Source organism: Rhizobium sp. AG855 (assembly GCF_003610655.1).
Taxonomy (GTDB): domain Bacteria; phylum Pseudomonadota; class Alphaproteobacteria; order Rhizobiales; family Rhizobiaceae; genus Allorhizobium; species Allorhizobium wuzhouense.
The window spans coordinates 189,777-208,459 of the sequence record NZ_RAQG01000003.1 but is presented as its reverse complement, the minus strand read 5'-3'; the positions used below and the strand labels follow the sequence as shown (position 1 = coordinate 208,459).

Sequence of the window (18,683 nt, the reverse complement as noted above, 5' to 3'; positions counted from 1 at the left end):
TCAACAGGACAGAGGCCATATCCGGGACAGCCCCGGATATGGCCCTTTGCTGATAGCGACCATCCGTTCTGCAGCGAGCCTAAGGCTCAGAGGCGTCTCAAGCCACCCGACGCAGAGCCGTCGCAACCGTGTGAATGTGCTCCGCCCCAATGCCGCAGCAGCCGCCGATCATGGTGGCGCCGGCCTCGGCCCATTGGCAGGCAAAGCGCGAATAGACATCCCCCGTCAGGTCCTGGCGCGTGTCGTGCAGCCCCTCGTTGGCCGCCTTCTCGTCCGTGTCGGTCTCGAAGGCATTGGCATAGACGCCGATCTTGAGGTCGGCGCCTTTCTCGGCAAACACTGCCGCCGCCGTCTCGACTGCGCGCTTCATCACTTCCGGCTTGGCGCAGTTAAAGAGCAGTGCCGAGGCACCAGACCCGGCAGCCCATTCCGCTGCAGCCTGGACGGTCTCCCCGGAGCGCAGCCTGGCTTCTCCACCGGCCACCTGTGCCGCGTCATCGGCCAGCGTGAACGAGATCCAGAAGGGCTTTGGATCGGCCTTGATCGCCTCACGAACAGCCTCGCCCTCAGCAATCAGGCTCAGCGTTTCACCGAGCCAGACATCGACATACGGTGAGAGATTGTTGACCAGGACCTTCAGATAGTCCTGCACCCGCGACGGGTCGAAATTCTCCGGTTCATAGGAACCGAAGATCGGCGGCAGCGAACCGGCGACCAGGACCTTGCGGTCGCTTGCATCTGCGGCCTCACGGGCCAGGCGGCCCGACAGCGCGATCAGGTCTGCTCCATCCTTCCGAAAGCGCTCTTCGCCGATGTGGAAAGGCACCAGCGCGTAGGAATTGGTGGTGACGACATCGGCACCGGCGGCGATGAATTCCTCATGCACCTGCCGAACGATGTCGGGGCTGTTCATCAGCGCCAGCGCCGACCATTCCGGTTGCTTGAGTTCGGCGCCGAGACGCAGGAGTTCACGGCTCATGCCGCCGTCGAGAATGAGGGTGTCTGCCATGGAATGTCTCCGTCAAATGCGGTCAGGGGGTGAGCGCCTGGTCGAGGTCGGCGATGATATCGGCGGGGGTTTCAAGACCGATCGACAGGCGGAAGAGCCCGTCACCGGCATAGGCGCGGTAGTCAGCAAGGGCTTCGCCGGTCAGGCGATAGGTCGACGCCATCATCTCATCGGTATCCAGCAACACGACGAGGCTGCGCTGATGGCCGAGCGAGAAGGCGTAGTGGACAACCCGCAGCCGCTCGGCGAGCCGGCTGGCCGTGGCTTTCGGATCGCGCGTGCGAAAAGCGATCATGCCGCCGAACACATCCATTTGGCGCCCGGCCAGTTCATGTTGCGGATGGGATTGCAGACCGGGATAGAGAACGCGCTCGACCTGCGAATGGCGCTCCAGAAAATGCGCCACCGCAAGCGCCGTCTCCGACGCCATGCGAAGACGGGGATACAGCGTGTCGATGCCGCGCATGATCAGCCAGGCGGACTGGGCCGGCAGAGCTGCCCCCAGATAAACGCCAGCGCGTCCACGGATCTGAGCCACGAGTTCCCGCCGACCCATTACCGCTCCACCGAGCGCATCGCCATGGCCGTTGATGAATTTGGTCAGCGAATGGATGACGAGATCGACGCCCAGCGACAATGGCCGGGTGGCAACCGGGGTGGCAAAGGTGGAATCAACAGAGACCAGCACGCCATGACGGGCGGCAATGGCCGAAAGGGCCGATAGATCGACGATCCGCAGGATCGGATTGACAGGACTTTCGCAATGAATGAGCCGGGTATTGGGCCGAATTGCCGCCTCGACCAGATCAAGTCGCGCCATGTTCACGGCCGTCACTGCGATGCCGAAATCCGGCAAAATGCGCTGGGTGAGTTCCGCCGCCCCGGCATAACAGACGTCTGAGACGATCAGGTGGTCCCCCGCCTTGAGCAGCGTCAGCATCATGCCGGCAATTGCCGCCATGCCCGTGGCACTGGCAAGCGCGTCCTCGGCCCCTTCGAGCGCCGCCAGCCGTTGTTCGAGCTGACGCACCGTGGGATTGGTCCAGCGTGCATAGAGGTACGGAAGTGCGGCCAGATCCTCGACACCATCGGCGGAGAAGGCCCCGTCACCCGGCATCAGCGCGTTGTTGACCGACATGGAAATGTTGGGAGCGATCGCGCCCGTTGCAGCATCGATGATCAGACCGGCATCGAGTGCGCGGGTCTCGGGACCGGCGCTGGGCGGCAATGGTTGGGTGACGAAGGTCTTCGACATGGCTGTTCTTTCAAAGCCGCTCAGCGGCGGATCGGCACTTGCGCCTCGACGACGCCAAAAACACGTGTGATGAGAGCGGTCAGCAGGACGTAGAAGAGGGTGACCACGAGCAGCGGCTCGTAGACGAGGAGCGTGTCCTGCCGGACCTTGTAGGCGACGGCATAGAGATCCATGACTGTCACCGTGAAGGCGAGCGGGGTCGCCTTCAGCTGCAGCACGACCTCGCCGGCAATGGTCGGAAGGGCGGTGCGGATCGCACGGGGCAGCCAGATCCGACGGACCAGCATGAAACGGCTCATGCCCAGCGCCCGGCCCGCCTCCAACTCACCTTTCGGCACGGACAGCAACGCGCCGCGCAGCACTTCCGCCTCGTAAGCCGCATAGTTCAGCGTGAAGGACAGGGCCGCAAAGAAGAAGCCCTCGCGCAAAACAGGCCAAAGGAAACTCTGACGCAGCCCCGGTACCATCGGCAGCAGGGAGCCTATGCCGTAATAGAGCAGCCAGAGCTGGATGAGCAGCGGCGTACCCCGGAATGCGGTCGAATATCCCCGCGCCAGCATGCGCGTGAAAGGCCCTCCGCTCACCATGGCGAAGGCGAGCCCGATCGCCAGGATAAAGCCGAGCACGACGGAGATGACGAGCAGCGCCACCGTCTGAATGGCGCCGTCGATGAGAAGCGGCCAGTATTTGGAAAGCCAGTCGAATGTCATTTGCGCCTCCTTATGCCGTCAGCCGCTGGCCGCGGCGCACACGCCGCTCAAGCCAGTGGAAGACGAGGTTGGAAAGAAGCGTAATGACGAGATAGAGAACCGCCGCCGCGAGGAAGAACAGGAAATACTGTTTGGTATTGGCACCGGCGAGCCGGGTGGTGAGAGCCAGCTCCTGATAGCCGACGACGGCGACCAGCGCGCTGTCCTTGGTCACCGACATCCACAGATTGGCCATGCCCGGCAGCGCATTGGGCAGAAGTGCCGGCAGGGTCACTCGTCGGAACCGCAGGAAGGGCGACATGCCGAAGGCGCGCGCGGCCTCGATCTGTCCCGCCGGGATGGCGAGGATCGCACCGCGCAGCACTTCCGTCATATAGGCCCCCTGGACGAAACCCAGAACCGCAACCGCCGCGACGAAACCGTTGACCTCGACCGGCGGCATGCCGAAAGCGAGAAGCAACCGGTTCAGCCCGTCGGTACCGGCATAATAGAGCCCGACGATCAGGATCAGTTCCGGCACCGCTCGGATGGTGCCGGTATAGAGCTTCAAAAGCAGGCCCACCGGCCGGTTGCCGGAGAGTTTGCCCACGGCGCCGAAGAGGCCGAAGACAAGCCCGATGGCAAAGGCGGAGGCTGAGATGGCGACGGTGGTGACGGCACCGGTCAACAGCGCGCCGCCCCAGCCCGGAGGCTCCAGCGCCAGCAATTGCCATGCCGTCATCGATCCTGTCGCCATCTCGTCCCCGAACCCTGCCGATTACTTGCCGTAGACGTCGAAGGTGAAATAGGCCTTCGAGATCTCGTCATACTTGCCAGAGGCGCGCACGGCCGCGATTGCCGCGTTCAGCTTGGCCTTCAACTCGGTGTCATCCTTGCGCAGGCCACCGCCGATGCCGATGCCGAGAATGGCGGGATCATCGGCAACATCGCCCATGTCGGCGCAGCAATCCTTGCCGAAATCGGTCTTGAGGAAATCTGCGAGCGGAATGGCGTCGCCGAAGACATAGTCGATGCGGCCGGCCGCGAGATCCTGAAACGCCTCGTCCAGCGTCTGATAGGTCTGCTCCTCGGCCTTGTCGGCGAAGTACTTCTTGAAATACTCGGACTGCACCGTCGAGACCTGGATGCCGATGGTCTTGCCGTCGACGGCTTCCGGCGAGGCACCGGGCGTCGCGTCCTTCGGCCCGATCAGCTTGCTTGGCGTGTTGTAGTACTTGTCAGTGAAATCGATGGTCTTCAGGCGCTCGTCGGTGATCGACATCGACGACCAGATGACGTCGAACTTCTTTGTCTGCAGCGCCGGGATCAGGCCATCCCAGGAGACGTCGACGACCGAGCAGGTTTCTTTCATCTCGGCGCAGACCGCGTTCATCAGATCGATTTCCCACCCCTTCCAGGTGCCGGATGCATCCTTGGCAAAGAAGGGCGGATAGGCCTCGTTCATGATGCCGAAGCGCACTTCGGCCTGGGCGCTGACGGCGGTTGCGGCAAAGGCAGCCCCAGCGAGAAGGAGGGAGATGAGTTTCATGGCGGATGGTCCCCTTTGAGTGAAGATGAGCGGATGGAACGGTCAAAGCCCGGCCGTGCGGCCCGAGAGACTGCGGGTAAACTCGCGGCAGCGGGCACTGGTCGGATCGCCGAACACACGCTCTGGCGGCCCTTCCTCCTCGACGTGACCGCGATCGAGGAACATGACATGGCTCGACACATCCCGGGCAAAGGCCATTTCATGCGTCACGAGCAGCATGGTGCGTCCTTCCTCGGCGAGGTCACGAATGACCTTGAGCACTTCGCCCACCAGTTCGGGATCGAGCGCCGATGTCGGTTCGTCGAACAGCATGACGGCCGGATCGACGCAGAGCGCACGCGCAATCGCCGCCCGCTGCTGCTGGCCACCGGACAGAAACGCCGGATAGGCGTCGCGTTTATCGTAGAGCCCGACCTTGGCGAGCAGCGCTTCCGCCTTCTCGACCGCTTCGCGGCGGGGAACCTTCTGCACATGCACCGGCGCTTCGATGACGTTTTCCAGAACGGTGCGGTGGGCCCAGAGATTGAAGCTCTGGAAGACCATCCCGAGGCCGGTGCGCAAACGCTCCAGCTGTTTGCGGTCTGCGGCCTCAAGGCCACCCTTGCGCGATGGCTTCAGACGCAATTCCTCACCGCCGACGAATATGCGTCCATGATCGGGCGTTTCGAGCAGGTTGATGCAGCGCAGGAAGGTGCTTTTGCCGGAGCCGGACGAGCCGATGAGCGAGATCACGTCCCCACGTTTGGCCGTGGCCGACACGCCCTTCAGGACCTCCAGAGGGCCGAAGCTCTTGTGAAGGTCACGTACATCAAGGGCAGCACTCGCGGCGATCGTCATCGGGGTCCTGAGGTCATTGGGTGGTGCAAGACCATAGATGGCCACTGCTGCGTGTTTTCTTCGCATTTCTTGCGTTTCACGCAGAATTGCCGCAGAAAGCCGCAAACTACGCCCATGATCCGCGTCCACGGTCACAAAGTGCCGATGGACCCGGTAAGCGGCACGGCAAGCGGAGGAGAACCCGGCCATGGTCGAACAACTGGACCAATTCGATCGCAGCATTCTCGACCTTCTCCAGCGCGATTGCCAGATGAAGGCCGAAGCGATTGCCGACAGGGTCGGCCTTTCCCCATCGGCAGTCCAGCGCCGCCTGAAGCGTCTGCGGTCGGACGGCATCATCACGGCCGAAATTGCGGTCATCTCCCGCAAGGCGACCGACTATCCGATGACCTTCATCACCGGCATGGAGATCGAGCGCGACAACTACGATGCACTGGCGCGCTTTCGCAGCTGGGCCGACAAGCAGGACAATATCCAGCAGGTCTACTATGTGACCGGCCAGGTCGATCTCGTCGCCATCATTACCGCCCGCGACGTCGAGCATTACGACGACATCAGCGCCCAGTTGATGTCGGAAAACCCGCAGATCAAGCGCATGAACACCAATGTCGTTCTGCGCGACATCAAGATCGGCCTGCAGATCCCGATCAAGCCTTAAGCCTGAGCGGGGGATGGCGACACTCAGCGCTCCCGTTCGGCCAGAAAGGGGCCCTGCCCCCAGACAATCGATTTCTCGTGACGCTCGATGACAGTCTTGAGATCCTTGAAGGACCGTACGATGTGGTCCTGGAACTTTCGACCGGCCGGATTCGGATAGGTCTTGCGCCGCGTGATGATGCCGAGCGTGCGCTCCGGCTGCGGAATGTCCACGGGCACGATCGAGATCTTGTCCTGCCCGCGGAAGGAGAACACCACCGAATGCGGAAGGATGGCAAGCGCATCGGTCGTCGCGATATAGTTCACTACCGACAGCAGGGAGCCGCCGGAATAGCGGATCGAAAGCTCGGAAATTCCGAGCGTGATCAGGATATTGTGGAGGTCGAGCACCAGGGGTGAGCCCGGCAGCGGCGCGACCCAGGGATAGGTCACGATGTCCTCGATGCTGAGCGAGCGCTTGCGCAGCAGCGGGTGGCCAACGGCGCATGTCAACACATTGCGGCCAGGCAGCAGCGGCTGAAACTCGAAATCGGCACGCAGTTCCGGGCTGCCGATCGGCGTGATCGCCATGTCGATCTGGCTGGATTCCAGCTCGTTCAACAGATCCGGCATATTGCCATAGGACTGTTCGACGAGAATGTCGCGCTCCTGCAGCTGAAACGACGCGATCATCTGCGAGATGACGGCATCCATGAAGAAGGGAACGCCGCCGACCTTGATCCGCCCGGATGTCCCCGATTGGAAACTGCGCACGATGTCGACCGCCTTGCGCGACGCGATCAGGATTGAGCGGCCCTGAATTGCCAGTTGCTGGCCAAGCGGCGTCAACTGCAGCGGCCGCTTGCCGGCGATGAACAAGGGCTCGCCGACGCGACGTTCCAGCATCGAGAGCGTGCGCGAGACCGCCGGCTGCGTCATGCCCAGCATGGCCGCGCCCTCTGTCACCCCACCGGTCTCCGCGACGGCAGCGAGCTGCACCAGGTGTCTCTCGTCTATTTTCATAACAAATTGCTATACCGGGTATAAGCAATATTATCAACAGAGGGGGCAATCGCCTGTATATTCGCCCGGCATGGGGAGGATCCTGCAGGAGTGACGGGCTCGGGAGATGCTGCACCTGAGGTGCGCATGGAGGACGATCGCAGCCGGTCTTTTGTCTTCGGGATGTTTCCTGGTGTTCGTGTCTGCGGACCCCGCTTGTCCGCATGACGGCATTTGGAGGAGGAAACGCATGTCATTCATTTCGGGTTATCACCACCTCACGCTCAGCACCGACGGGGCGCAGGAGGACTATGACTTTTACACCAAGACGCTGGGTCTGCATTCGATCAAACGGACGGTGCTCTTCGACGGCGTGATCCCCGTCTATCACCTTTACTACGGCGCAAAGAATGGCGATCCCTCGACCATCGTCACCACCTTCCCCTTCCGCAAGCCCGGCATTTACGGCAAACGCGGCACGAACCAGTCGAAGATCATCCAGCTCTCGATCCCGCGCGGCTCCTCGGAGTTCTGGGTCAACCGGCTGAACGAGCGCGGCATCAAGGCCTCAATGACCAGCCGCTTCGGCATCACCCGCGTGGCGCTTGCCCATCCTTGCGGCATCGAACACGAACTGGTCGAAAGCCCGGCCGATACCCGTGACCCGATCACCAACGAAAAGCAGGGCATCGGCCCTCACCACGGCATCCGCGGCATCTATGGCGCGGCCGTCGCCGTCTTCGACCGGACATCCATGGACGATTTCCTCACGGTCGCCCTCGGCATGAAGAAGGAAGCCGACAGCGACGAAGGCCTGATGTTCTCAGTCCCCAATGCAGGCGGCCCTTCGAGCATGGTGGAGGTCATTCACCAGCCGACCGGACCGCAAGGGACCTGGACCTTGTCGGGCGGCACGATCCATCATCTTGCGCTGAACACCGGCAATGAAGAAAACCAGATGAAACTGAAGGCCCATATCGAAGGCCTCGGCTTCACCGACGTCTCCGACCAGAAGGACCGCAACTACTTCAAGTCCTGCTACGTCCGCTCGCCCGGCGGCGCGCTTTTCGAGATCGCCTGGTCTGTCGAAGGCGGATGGGCCAAGGACGAGCCGGCCGATGCCATCGGCTCGACACTCGTCTTCCCGCCGTGGTTCGAGGATCGCCGGGAGGAACTGATTGCCGGCCTCGAACCAGCCGACTTCTGAAGAGAGGTGCCGGCATGGCAATCCATGGCGAGCCACACCGCTGCGGCGTCTCCCCGGCCGAGGCCGAGGTTCTCTGCGTCTTCGTGCACGGGCGGACCCAGTCGCCCGAGGACATGATGGAGCAGGTCATCGGCCGGCTCTCGGCCGGCCGGGTATCCTACTGCCTGCCGCGAGCCTTGGGAAACAGCTGGTATGCGGCCCGCGCAACCGATGCTCTTCTGGACGGCACACGGGAGCAACTCGGCCTGTCGCTCGACTACCTGCGCGGGCTGATCGAGGACATCCGCGACGTCGGTGGCCGCCACAAGCCGTTGGTGCTCGGCGGCTTCAGCCAGGGGGCCTGCCTGTCGCTGGAATATGCGATGAAATTCGGCCCCTGGAACGGCGCCATGGTCAATCTGACCGGCTGCCGCGTCGGCCAGCCCTCGGACGAGAGACCCTTTGCCGATCTCGACGGCCTGCCGGTCTATCTCACCGGGTCGGACCAGGACCCGTGGATCCCGGTCTCGGCCTTTGCCGAAGCCTCCGAAGCGCTTGGGAGGGCGCGGGCGAAGCTTCGGTGCGAGCTCTTTCCCGGACGCCCGCACCAGGCATCCGGGATGGAGGTCGCAGCGCTCGACGCCATCCTGGCGGACCTTGCAACCGGCAGCCGGCCCTTTGGTCGCGTCGCCGCCTGAAAACCAGACAAGAATGGGGAGGACAGCATGATCACGCGCAGAAAACTCTTGAAGGCGACCGCAGCAGGCACGCTCGCCTACGGCTTCGGAGGCCTTTCGGCCCCCGCGATCGCGCAGGGAGCCAAGATCAAGCTCGGCTATGTCAGTCCGCAAACCGGACCGCTGGCAAGCTTCGGCGAAAGCGACGCCTATAACATCGCCTCGTTCCTCGCGACCGAAGCGGGCAAGAACTTCGAAGTCATCGTCAAGGACAGCCAGTCCAATCCGAACCGCGCCGCAGATGTCGCCAAGGAGCTGATCCTATCGGACGAGATCAACCTGATGCTGGTGGCATCGACGCCGGAAACCACCAATCCGGTGGCCACCACCTGCGAAGCGGAAGGCGTGCCCTGCATTTCCACCAAGGCACCCTGGCAGCCGTGGTTCATCGGTCAACAGGGCAATCCCGGCGACCCGCAGAGCTGGAAACCCTTCGACTTCGCCTATCATTATTTCTGGGGTCTGGAAGACGTCATTGCCGTCTTCACCAACATGTGGAACCAGCTCGACACCAACAAGAAGGTCGGCGGTCTGTTTCCCAACGATGCCGACGGCAATGCCTGGGGCGATCCGAATGTCGGCCTGAAACCGGGTCTGGCACAGGCCGGCTACGAGCTTCTCGATCCCGGCCGTTACCAGAACCTCACAGATGATTTCACCGCCCAGGTCAACGCCTTCAAGGACGGCGGATGCGACATCATCACCGGCGTCGTCATCCCGCCGGACTTCACGACCTTCTGGAACCAGGCCAAGCAGCAGGGCTTCACGCCCAAGGCACTCACCGTCGCAAAGGCGATCCTCTTCCCGCAGTCGGTCGAAACCCTGGGGCCCGCCGGTCACAATCTGTCCTCCGAAGTCTGGTGGTCGGCCCAGCATCCGTTCAAGTCGTCTCTGACAGGACAGAGTGCTGCCGAGCTTGCAGCCGACTTCACGGCCAAGACCGGCCGTCCCTGGACCCAGCCGATCGGCTTTATCCATTCGCTGTTCGAGATGGCGACCGATGTCATGGGTCGCGTCAGCGATGTGACCGATGCGGAAGGCGTGGCAGCGGCCATCGCCGCCTCCAAGGTCGACACCATCGTCGGCCATGTTGAGTGGAACGGCCAGGGCGTCCCCCCCTTTGCGGCGAAGAACGTGACCAAGACGCCGCTCGTCGGCGGGCAGTGGCGCCGCAAGGACGACGGAAAATTCGACCTCGTCATCGTCGACAATAAGACGGCGCCGAACATTCCCACGGCCGGCACGATGGAAGCCTTGAGCTGACGAATATCCACGCACGCAGGAAAGGGTGCCGGGCATATTCCGGCACCATCTGGCCGGTCCCGCACCTGGACCGGATCCGGAAAGACGAGCAACGATTGACCCGCCCCACCCTGGCAGGCCGAGCAGTTTTCCGGCCAAGGGACCATGCCCATCGCACACGGTATGTGTGCTATGCGTCATAGTCCTTGCCCGGCGCGGCGAGACTGCCCTATATGGCCGGATGACGACTGATTCAAAGATATTCGTCGGCCTCCGGTCGACCAAGAAAAAGCCTGTAGCACAACGCGTCGAGAGCGGTCCGAAATGCCAATGGGACGGGTGCGAGAAGCATGGCGCCCACCGTGCACCGGTTGGCTGCGATGCGGACGGACTTTACCTGCTCTTCTGTCAGGAGCATGTGAAGGACTACAACAGGGGCTACAACTATCAGACTAGCCTGTCCGACCCGGTCACGGCCCGCTACCAGCGGGAAGCCGCAAGCGGCGCCCGCGCAACTGTTGGCACCGCCACCACCCAGGCGAAGGAGATACCGCTGCCGCTGAAAACGCGCTCCGGTTCCGCCAAGGCGCTGAATGCCCGCAAGGCTGCGGCCGAGCGACAAGCCGCAGCCGCCGACCTCCAGAAGCGCAAACTGAAAGTCCTGGAAGCAAAGGCCTTCGAAACGCTCGATCTTTCACCTGACGCAACGCCGGAGGAAATCCGACGCCGCTACAAGGAACGGCTGAAGATGCACCACCCCGATGCCAATCAGGGGGATCGCGATTCCGAAGACAAGCTCCGCGCCTCGATTGACGCCCACAAGATCCTGAAATTGAACGGCTTCTGCTGAAACAGCGCGTCGGAGTTTCTGCCGCAGACCGCGCGACACGATCTGATCCGCGCGCTCGAAGCCGTCACTGCGTGCTTGCTGGAGCCTCACTGCCAAGCTTGGCGGCCGATCTTGCGGCGGCCTGGCGGCGCCTGTCACGATAGGCGACGAATTGCGTGTCGGCGATCACCCCGGCCAGGATCACGGCCCCCATCACGGCGAAGTTCAGCGAAGACGGGATGCCGAGCAGATTGACGAGGTTCTGCAATTCCTGCAGCAGGACGACGCCCAGAACCACGCCGACGATCGATCCCTCGCCGCCCCGCAGCGAAAATCCGCCGAGCACGGCCGCCGCGATACCGTAGAGCTCGTAGAAATTGCCATGCGAGGATGGCTGGACGGACTTGGTGTACATGGCAAAAAACACCGCCGAGACACCTGTCAGGAACATGCACAGCATATAGGCCTGGAGAATGACGCGCCGCGTATCGATGCCGGAATAGCGCGCCGCCTCCTCGTTTTTGCCCACCGCCATCAGATGCCGCCCGAAGACGGTCCGATGGAGCAATGCCCAGGCCAACACCGCGAAGGCGGCAAATGCAATCACCGAATGGGGAATGCCGGCGGTGCGTCCGACAAACAGATATTCGAGTGTCGGCAGATCCGTGCCGAAGGTGAATCCGGCCGTTCCATCCTTCGTGTAGAAGCGCGCCACACCGCGATAGATGAGCAGACCGCAGAGCGTGACCACGAAGGGCTGCAGCTTGAGCCGGGTGATCAGCCAGCCGTGAAGGAGCCCGATCAGCAAAGACAGCAGCATGACGATGACGAGCGCCACCGGCCAGGGTACGCCGTAGGAGGCGATCAGGTCGATGAAGATCACGCCCAAGAGCGCAATCACCGAGCCGATCGACAGCTCGATCCCGGCTGTCACGATGACGAAGGCTTCCGCAATGGAGAACAACCCGAACAGCCCGATCAGGTTGGCCGTATTTGCCAGATTGATCGGCGACAGGAAGCGTGGATTGACCAGCGCGACGATCGCCCCGACGGTAACCACGAGAACGGCAAGGCCGATGTCTTTCTTGTGCATCTGGTATTCCTCTATTCGACCGCAAGCCGCAGCACGGCTTCCTCGGAGAGATCCTCACGTTCGAGCACCCCGGCAATCACACCACGACGCATCACCGCGACACGATTGGAGACGCCGATGACTTCCTCCATGTCTGAGGAGATCATCAGGATGGCCGCCCCCTGCTCCGCCATTGCACGCATCAGGCTGTAGACTTCAGCTTTCGCACCGACGTCGATACCCCGGGTCGGCTCGTCGAGGATGATCAGCCGCGGATGAAGCCCGAGCCATTTGGCCAGCACGACCTTCTGCTGGTTCCCGCCTGAGAGTTCGCCAACCGGCCGGTCGAGCCGCCGCGCCTTGATCGACAGCTTCTGACGAAAGTCCTCGGCGATTTCCCGCTCAACTCTCCCATCGACAAATCCATGCCTTGCGATGGCCGCCAGTCTCGGCATCACGATGTTGCCGGCACTGGTGAAGTCGAGAAAGAGCCCCTCTGTCTTCCTGTCCTCCGGTACAAGACAGATACCCGCGTCGATGGCGGCCCTGACCGACCCCGGTTCAACCGGCTGTCCACCGATTTCCGCGTGTCCGGCCTGCACCGGATCGATGCCGAACAAAGCCCGTGCGAACTCGGTTCGGCCCGCCCCGACCAGTCCGGCAAGTCCGAAAATCTCGCCGCTGCGGATGACAAGGTTGACCGGCGCATCCGGATAGGTCCGGGTTCGAAGCCCGACGGTGCGCAGCACGACGGCGCCGGCCTGGCGTTCAGGTGGAACATAGAACTGCTTGACGTCCCGACCGATCATCAGGCGCACCATGGCATCCTTGGTGATCCCCTCTCGGGGAAGTTCACCGGCATTTGTGCCGTCACGCAGCCCGACCACCCGATCCGCCACCTCCTCCACCTCATTCAGGCGATGGGTGATAAACAGGACGGCGACCCCTTCGTCGCGAAGCCGCCGGATAACGGTGAGCAACCGCTGTGTTTCCGCAAGCGTCAGGCTCGACGTCGGCTCGTCGAGGATCAAGAGGCGTACATTGATCGACAGTGCCTTGGCGATCTCCAGCAATTGCTGATCGGCGAGCGACAACTCGGACACGGCCGTCGACGCGGTGAAACGGGTGCCGAGCATGTCGAGCAGTGGACGAACGCGGCTTTCCATCGCCTTCCGGTCGACAAAGCCGAAAGGGCCGCTGCGGATTTCGCGTCCCAGCAAAACGTTGCCGGCAACGTCGAGATTGGAGAAGGGGTTCAGCTCCTGATGGACGAAAGCGATACCGTGCGAGACGGCCGCAGCGGGTGTCATCTCCGCCAGAGGCACTCCGTCGATGACGATCTCTCCCTCGTCGGGCGCAATCGTACCGCCCAGCACCTTCATGAGCGTCGACTTGCCCGCCCCATTCTCGCCGATCAACCCGACCACTTCGCCGCCGCGAATCGACAGCGATACACCGTTCAGCGCAACGGCACTCGGATAGACCTTGGTGATCCCGACAAGATCGAGAGAGATGCGGGTATCAGCAGACATGCGCAAATGCTCCTCGGCGGCAGACAGACGGTCTGCGCGGACCGGGGCGGCCCGCGCAGACCTTAAGGGGTATCGGCGACACCGGATCAGCCGCCGATACGCTCCTTGAGCTGCTTTTCGAAAGCATCGACATTGGCCTTGTCGATCACCTGCGTCGGCACGATGATCAGCCCGTCGGCCGGAACCTGCGACTTGTCGCCCTTCACATAGGCCGCCATCAGCTTCATGCCCTGATAGCCCCACTGATAGGGATCCTGCACGACAGTTCCGGCAAAGCTGCCTTCCCTGACGGCACCGAGCGTGATCGGATCCTCGTCGAAGGCGATGACGGTGATGGCGCCCAGCTTGCCTGCTGCCTGCAGAGCCTCGTAGATCTTCGGCGGATTGTAGGAATAGAAGCCGACCATGCAGTCGATGTCGGGGTTAGCCGCCAGCACGTCGTCGACATTCGAGCGGGCGCGGGCGAAGTCCACATCGTCACCGCGCACGTCGACCAATTCGATGCCCTTGCCTTCGACGGCCTCGCGGAAGCCGGCGATGCGCTCCTTGGCGTTGTCGGCACCGAGGAAGCCGACAAAGCCCATGCACTTACCACCCTTGGGCAAAGCCTTCACGGCAATCTCGCCCGCCTGGATGCCGGCCTTGGTGTTGGAAGAGCCGAGATAGGCGATCCGCTTCGACTGCGGCGCATCGCTATCGGTGGTGAACAGCGGGATTTGCCCGGCGATCTTGTTGAAGGCATCGACCGAGTTCTTCGGATCGACGGATGAAATCATGATCGCATCCGTGCCGGCGGCGACCAGATCGTCCATCAGCGCGTTCTGAAGCGCTGCGGTCCCCTGGGCCGGATAGCGGAACTGCAGGTCGAAATCCGGAAGCTCGGCCTGGGCCGCCTTGACGCCGGCTTCCGCAAGTTTCCAGAAGTCCGAGGCCGCGTTGACGACAAAGGCAAGCGCCGGCTTGTCGTCAGCCAGCACCGGCGTCGCCGCGATCGTGAGTGCGGCTGCAAGCGCCGTAATCGAAAGTCTCTTCATTTTTATCCTCCCGCAACCCTCTCCATCGGGCTGCCATCATGTTGAACGGCAGCACGCAGGACGGCCCCTCCCGAGCCGTCCGCATGCCGAACGAAGTCAGCCAGAGAGCAAGCCCCTCTGCCTGGTGTGTCAATTGTCCTTGCAGAAGCCGGGGTCTTCGGTGTTGCAGACATCGAGACCGGTGAACAACGGATCTTCGACCTTCTCGCCCTTGATCAGCTGGATCATCACATCGGGCGCCTTATAGCCCATTTCGAAGGGTCGCTGACCGACCTGCGCATGGCTGCGCCCTTCACGGAAGGCCTGCGTTTGCGGCGGCAGGGTGTCGCCCGCCACGATGACCAGATCCTTGGACTTGAGCTTGTCCATCACCTGATCCGTGACCTGGGTATAGGCCTGAGGGGCAAACTGCGCCCAACCGCCGACCAGGATGAACGCGTCAAGATCGGGATGCGCCGTGAAGACATCCGACATCTGCTGGTTGGCGAGATCCGCCTGGTCGTTTGTATAGACCGGGCAGCCCTCGATTTCCGTCCAGCCGTTCTGGCCGGTCAGGCGGTCGACATCCTTGGCACCGGCGATGGTGTCGCGGAAACCCTGCGCGCGGGCATTGATATTCGCGGCTGCGACATTGCCGAGCTGCAGGCAGACGGATCCGCCTTCGGCTTTCAGCTTCTTCGCTTCCTCCGCCATCTTGACACCCATCAGGTAGTTGTCGGTGCCAAGATACGTCTTGCGAAGATCGCTGTCCTTTTCGAGGAAATCGGCATCGACCGTCATGACCGGCACGGATGGAGCGATCTCGCGAATCCGGTTGGCCATGGCAGGCGCATTCGATGGCGAAATGGCGATGGCCGCCACCCCGCGGCTCAACAGATCGTCGACGATCTGCACTTCGCCGGCCTCATCGGCCGAAGAAGCAGGCCCCGTGTAGAGGCATTCATATTCACTGTCGGGATTTTCCGAGAGCCACTTCTTGCAGCCCAGATTGATCTGCTCGAAGAACGGGTTGTCGAGTCCCTTGACGACGATCGCCAGCGTCTTCTTGCCCTCGGCGGCGCTCTCCCCGGCCAGGGCCATGAGAACAGGTATTGCAGTGAATGCCAGATAACGCATTTTCATTGCTTTTCTCCTCCTCCAAATTGCCGGCGAAAGCCCTCCTGCTCAGCCGGGATACCAGATGATGCGCGGATCATCCGCCGCGCGCCGGTAGTTCCAGGCCCGCTCCACGAGCCGATCGAGATCAATCTCGGGCCTCCACCCGAGGATTTTCCGCGCCTTGGAATTGTCGAGCCAGTTGCTGTGAAACGGGGTTTCGATATCTGCCGGCTCAAGCCCCGCAACGGTCTTCACACGCTCCGAGACACGGCCGTAATCGACAGGTTCGTCCATCGCGATATTGAACAGCTGGCCGAAGGCCTGCGGATTGTCGATCGACGACAGGATCGCGCGGACGAGATCGTCGACATGGATGAAGCTGCGCTTCAGGTAACTGCCACGGGCATCGCGCATTGCAGGAAAATATCCGCCAGCACGGATCTGCTCATGCCGCTTTGGATCGATGAGCGACGACCAGGGCGGCCCGCCGAACTGCTCACCACCGAACGCGAAGGCCTGGCGAAAGTCGTCCTTCTCCATGATCCACGGCGCCCGAAGGGTCGTCCAGTTCAGCCCGGATTGAATGCCGACCTGTTCGATCATTACCTCTTCAAGCACCTTCGTCAGGGCATAGACGCCGGGATAGGCCCTGCGCGGCGACTGCTCGGTGATGGGTTCCGGATAGTCCTGAAAGATATGCCCCACGACACAATCGCCACTCAGGAGGATGAACTGTCGCGCATCCTCGAGCTGGCAGAAGCGGTCGAGCAGCAGGTAGAGCCCCTTGAGCGCAACGTCGATCGCCTGGTCAGGGGTTTCCTTGACGGCCGCCAGATGCAGCACATGCGTCACACCGGAGAGCGCCGCCGAAACCACATCTTGATCTGCGACCGACCCCTTCACCACCGACAGCCGATCGGCAGCGTCGATCACCCTGTTGTTGCAAAGCGCCACGACGCTCCAATCGGCAAAGCGGGGCTCGCGCAGGAAGGCGGGAAGGAAGGCCTGGCCAACCTTTCCGGTGGCGCCCGTGACAAGCAACCTCATTCAACGCCTCCCCTCGCCCACTCATTCACTGGTTGCTCGAATTAATATTTAGTAATAATATTAAGTCAAGCATCATTAATATCAAAATGGCCGTTGACCGTCTCGACGCACGTCGGCATGCTGATGCTGGAGGAGCAAAAATCCGGGGGAGGACCGCGCGTGTCGCGACTTACACTGAATGGAATATCAAAGAGTTACGGCGCAATACAGGCCTTGTCATCAGTGGCGCTGTCGATCGAGCCGGGAGAGGTTCTGGGCCTGATGGGCGACAACGGTGCCGGCAAAAGCACCCTTGTGAAAATTATCGCCGGCAACTTCAGACCCACCACCGGCGAGATCCGGATTGACGGCCAGCCCGTGAGCTTTCACAACCCCCGCGACGCACAACGGGAGGGTATCGAGGTCGTGTATCAGGACCTCGCGCTCTGCGATAACCTCTCTGCAGCATCGAATGTCTTCCTGGGACGGGAGGCGACGAAACGGCTCGGGCCATTGCGCTACATCGACTACGGGCACATGAATCGCGTCGCCGCCGGCCTCTTTCGCCAGCTGAAATCCGAAACCCGCCCGCGGGATCTCGTCCGCCGCATGTCCGGCGGTCAGCGACAGGCGGTCGCCATCGCCCGAACCCTGCTGTCGCAGCCGAAGATCGTCATGATGGACGAACCGACAGCGGCAATCTCAGTGCGCCAGGTTGCCGAAGTTCTGGATGTCATCCGGCGGCTCCGGGATCAGGGGATCAGCGTCATTCTGATCAGCCACCGCATGCCCGACGTCTTTGGGGTCTCCGACCGCATTGCCGTGCTGCGCCGTGGTGAACTGGTTGCCAACAAGAAGGCTGCCATGTCCTCACCCGAGGAAGTGACCGGTCTCATTACCGGCGCAATCGAGACCGCTTGAGGAGAGGATGAACCCATGACCACTCTGGAAGACGTCATTTCGAGAAGCGAACACAGGAACTGGCTGTCGCGGGTCGCAAGCCTGCAGCTGTTCTGGGTGTTTCTTGCAGCCATCCTCGCCTGCCTTGCCCTGACATTCCTGACCGACGCATTCGCCAGCGAGCGCAATCTCTTCAATGTCGCCCGCAATTTCGCCTTTGTCGGCATTATCGCGATCGGCATGACGGCGGTGATCGCCGCCGGAGGCATCGATCTCTCGGTCGGGTCCTCGGTCGTGCTCAGCGCCATGGTGATCAGCGTCACGATGGCAGCCGGGGCACCCTTTCTGCTCGCAGCCGTCATGGCCCTCGGCGCCGCCCTGCTCGTCGGCCTGCTGAACGGCCTGCTTGTCGCCTATGCCGGCATGCCGCCCTTCGTCGTGACCCTTGGAACCCTGTCGGCCGCCAGATCGCTCGCCATGGTGCTCTCCGACAACAAGATGATCTGGGATTTCGGTCCCGACCACAATGTGCTGATCTGGGTCGGCGGCGGATCGACCCTCGGCATCCCCCACCCCCTTTACGTCCTTGCCGCCCTGACACTGATCATGTCGCTCGCCTTCAAATGGACCCGCTGGGGCCAGCATCTCTTCGCCATCGGCAGCAGCGAGAACGCAGCTTTGCTGACCGGCATACCGGTGCGGCGCATGAAGGTGAGCATCTATATGTTCTCGGCTTTCACCGCAGGCCTCGCCGGCATCCTGATGGCGGGATGGCTCGGCAGCGTCACCACCAACCTCGGTCAGGCCATGGAACTGACGGTGATTGCGGCAGCGGTCATCGGCGGCGCCAATCTGGCGGGCGGGGAAGGCAATGCGCTTGGCGCCGTCGTCGGTGCGCTGTTGATAGAAGTGATCCGCAACTCCCTGATCCTGCTTGGCATCTCGACATTCTGGCAAGGAATGTTCATAGGTACCTTCATAGTGGTTGCCGTCGCCTTCGATCGTATCAGGCTATTCAGATCCTGAAAGCCGTCTTGCGCTTCGGAAACC

At 62.1% G+C, this 18,683-nt stretch carries 19 protein-coding genes; 7 read left to right on the top strand and 12 right to left on the bottom strand.

All coding sequences use genetic code 11. The features are described 5' to 3' along the window. Positions 1 to 97: 97 nt before the first annotated feature. Genes DFO46_RS00985 through DFO46_RS00960 form a run of 6 tightly spaced genes read right to left on the bottom strand, consistent with a single transcriptional unit; the run spans position 98 to position 5,339 of the window. Positions 98 to 1,009 (bottom strand): homocysteine S-methyltransferase family protein, encoded by a 912-nt coding sequence (locus tag DFO46_RS00985; RefSeq protein ID WP_110792467.1) that lies wholly within the window; start codon positions 1,007 to 1,009, stop codon positions 98 to 100. 22 nt (positions 1,010 to 1,031) lie between these two features. Continuing rightward, positions 1,032 to 2,264, bottom strand: a complete 1,233-nt coding sequence (locus tag DFO46_RS00980; RefSeq protein WP_120276023.1) for an aminotransferase class I/II-fold pyridoxal phosphate-dependent enzyme — start codon at positions 2,262 to 2,264, stop codon at positions 1,032 to 1,034. 20 nt (positions 2,265 to 2,284) lie between these two features. Then, the gene (locus DFO46_RS00975; RefSeq protein WP_120276022.1) at positions 2,285 to 2,974 is read right to left on the bottom strand and encodes an ABC transporter permease; all 690 of its coding nucleotides are present in this window, start codon (positions 2,972 to 2,974) and stop codon (positions 2,285 to 2,287) included. Positions 2,975 to 2,984: 10 nt separating this feature from the next. Beyond that, a complete protein-coding gene (locus DFO46_RS00970; protein WP_183041817.1) occupies positions 2,985 to 3,710 on the bottom strand; it encodes an ABC transporter permease in 726 nt (241 codons plus the stop codon). Between the two features lie 21 nt (positions 3,711 to 3,731). Then, positions 3,732 to 4,502, bottom strand: coding sequence for a transporter substrate-binding domain-containing protein (locus DFO46_RS00965; protein ID WP_120276020.1), 771 nt, complete (start codon positions 4,500 to 4,502; stop codon positions 3,732 to 3,734). 42 nt (positions 4,503 to 4,544) lie between these two features. Beyond that, positions 4,545 to 5,339, bottom strand: a complete 795-nt coding sequence (locus DFO46_RS00960) for an ABC transporter ATP-binding protein (RefSeq protein WP_120278091.1) — start codon at positions 5,337 to 5,339, stop codon at positions 4,545 to 4,547. 187 nt (positions 5,340 to 5,526) lie between these two features. Here DFO46_RS00960 and DFO46_RS00955 point away from each other — a divergent pair, with 187 nt between their 5' ends. Further along, a complete protein-coding gene (locus DFO46_RS00955; RefSeq protein WP_110792462.1) occupies positions 5,527 to 5,997 on the top strand; it encodes an Lrp/AsnC family transcriptional regulator in 471 nt (156 codons plus the stop codon). Positions 5,998 to 6,020: 23 nt separating this feature from the next. On the opposite strand, the gene DFO46_RS00950 is transcribed toward DFO46_RS00955, so the two are convergent. Then, positions 6,021 to 6,998 carry a LysR family transcriptional regulator gene (locus DFO46_RS00950; RefSeq protein WP_110792461.1) on the bottom strand — a complete coding sequence of 326 codons (978 nt, stop codon included), beginning with the start codon at positions 6,996 to 6,998 and terminating at the stop codon, positions 6,021 to 6,023. A gap of 229 nt (positions 6,999 to 7,227) precedes the next feature. Between DFO46_RS00950 and DFO46_RS00945 the strand changes: the two genes are divergently transcribed. The 4 genes from DFO46_RS00945 to DFO46_RS00930 all read left to right on the top strand — a co-directional run bounded on the left by DFO46_RS00945 (position 7,228) and on the right by DFO46_RS00930 (position 10,992). Beyond that, positions 7,228 to 8,184 carry a VOC family protein gene (locus DFO46_RS00945; protein ID WP_120276019.1) on the top strand — a complete coding sequence of 319 codons (957 nt, stop codon included), beginning with the start codon at positions 7,228 to 7,230 and terminating at the stop codon, positions 8,182 to 8,184. Between the two features lie 14 nt (positions 8,185 to 8,198). Then, positions 8,199 to 8,861 carry an alpha/beta fold hydrolase gene (locus DFO46_RS00940; protein WP_245422486.1) on the top strand — a complete coding sequence of 221 codons (663 nt, stop codon included), beginning with the start codon at positions 8,199 to 8,201 and terminating at the stop codon, positions 8,859 to 8,861. A gap of 27 nt (positions 8,862 to 8,888) precedes the next feature. Continuing rightward, a complete protein-coding gene (locus tag DFO46_RS00935; RefSeq protein WP_120276018.1) occupies positions 8,889 to 10,163 on the top strand; it encodes an ABC transporter substrate-binding protein in 1,275 nt (424 codons plus the stop codon). A gap of 220 nt (positions 10,164 to 10,383) precedes the next feature. After that, a complete protein-coding gene (locus tag DFO46_RS00930; RefSeq protein WP_110792458.1) occupies positions 10,384 to 10,992 on the top strand; it encodes a J domain-containing protein in 609 nt (202 codons plus the stop codon). A 64-nt stretch (positions 10,993 to 11,056) separates the two neighbouring features. Here the strand turns inward: DFO46_RS00930 and DFO46_RS00925 are convergent, their stop codons facing one another. The 5 genes from DFO46_RS00925 to DFO46_RS00905 all read right to left on the bottom strand — a co-directional run bounded on the left by DFO46_RS00925 (position 11,057) and on the right by DFO46_RS00905 (position 16,754). Next, a complete protein-coding gene (locus DFO46_RS00925) occupies positions 11,057 to 12,064 on the bottom strand; it encodes an ABC transporter permease (protein ID WP_120276017.1) in 1,008 nt (335 codons plus the stop codon). 11 nt (positions 12,065 to 12,075) lie between these two features. After that, positions 12,076 to 13,575 (bottom strand): sugar ABC transporter ATP-binding protein, encoded by a 1,500-nt coding sequence (locus DFO46_RS00920; RefSeq protein ID WP_120276016.1) that lies wholly within the window; start codon positions 13,573 to 13,575, stop codon positions 12,076 to 12,078. Between the two features lie 86 nt (positions 13,576 to 13,661). Next, positions 13,662 to 14,609, bottom strand: coding sequence for a sugar-binding protein (locus DFO46_RS00915; RefSeq protein WP_120276015.1), 948 nt, complete (start codon positions 14,607 to 14,609; stop codon positions 13,662 to 13,664). Between the two features lie 129 nt (positions 14,610 to 14,738). After that, positions 14,739 to 15,731, bottom strand: coding sequence for a sugar-binding protein (locus DFO46_RS00910; RefSeq protein WP_120276014.1), 993 nt, complete (start codon positions 15,729 to 15,731; stop codon positions 14,739 to 14,741). Between the two features lie 42 nt (positions 15,732 to 15,773). Then, positions 15,774 to 16,754, bottom strand: coding sequence for an NAD(P)-dependent oxidoreductase (locus DFO46_RS00905; protein WP_120276013.1), 981 nt, complete (start codon positions 16,752 to 16,754; stop codon positions 15,774 to 15,776). A 159-nt stretch (positions 16,755 to 16,913) separates the two neighbouring features. Between DFO46_RS00905 and DFO46_RS00900 the strand changes: the two genes are divergently transcribed. Then, a complete protein-coding gene (locus DFO46_RS00900) occupies positions 16,914 to 17,654 on the top strand; it encodes an ATP-binding cassette domain-containing protein (protein WP_110792610.1) in 741 nt (246 codons plus the stop codon). Between the two features lie 15 nt (positions 17,655 to 17,669). Further along, positions 17,670 to 18,659 (top strand): ABC transporter permease, encoded by a 990-nt coding sequence (locus DFO46_RS00895; RefSeq protein ID WP_120276012.1) that lies wholly within the window; start codon positions 17,670 to 17,672, stop codon positions 18,657 to 18,659. Positions 18,660 to 18,683 lie beyond the last annotated feature (24 nt).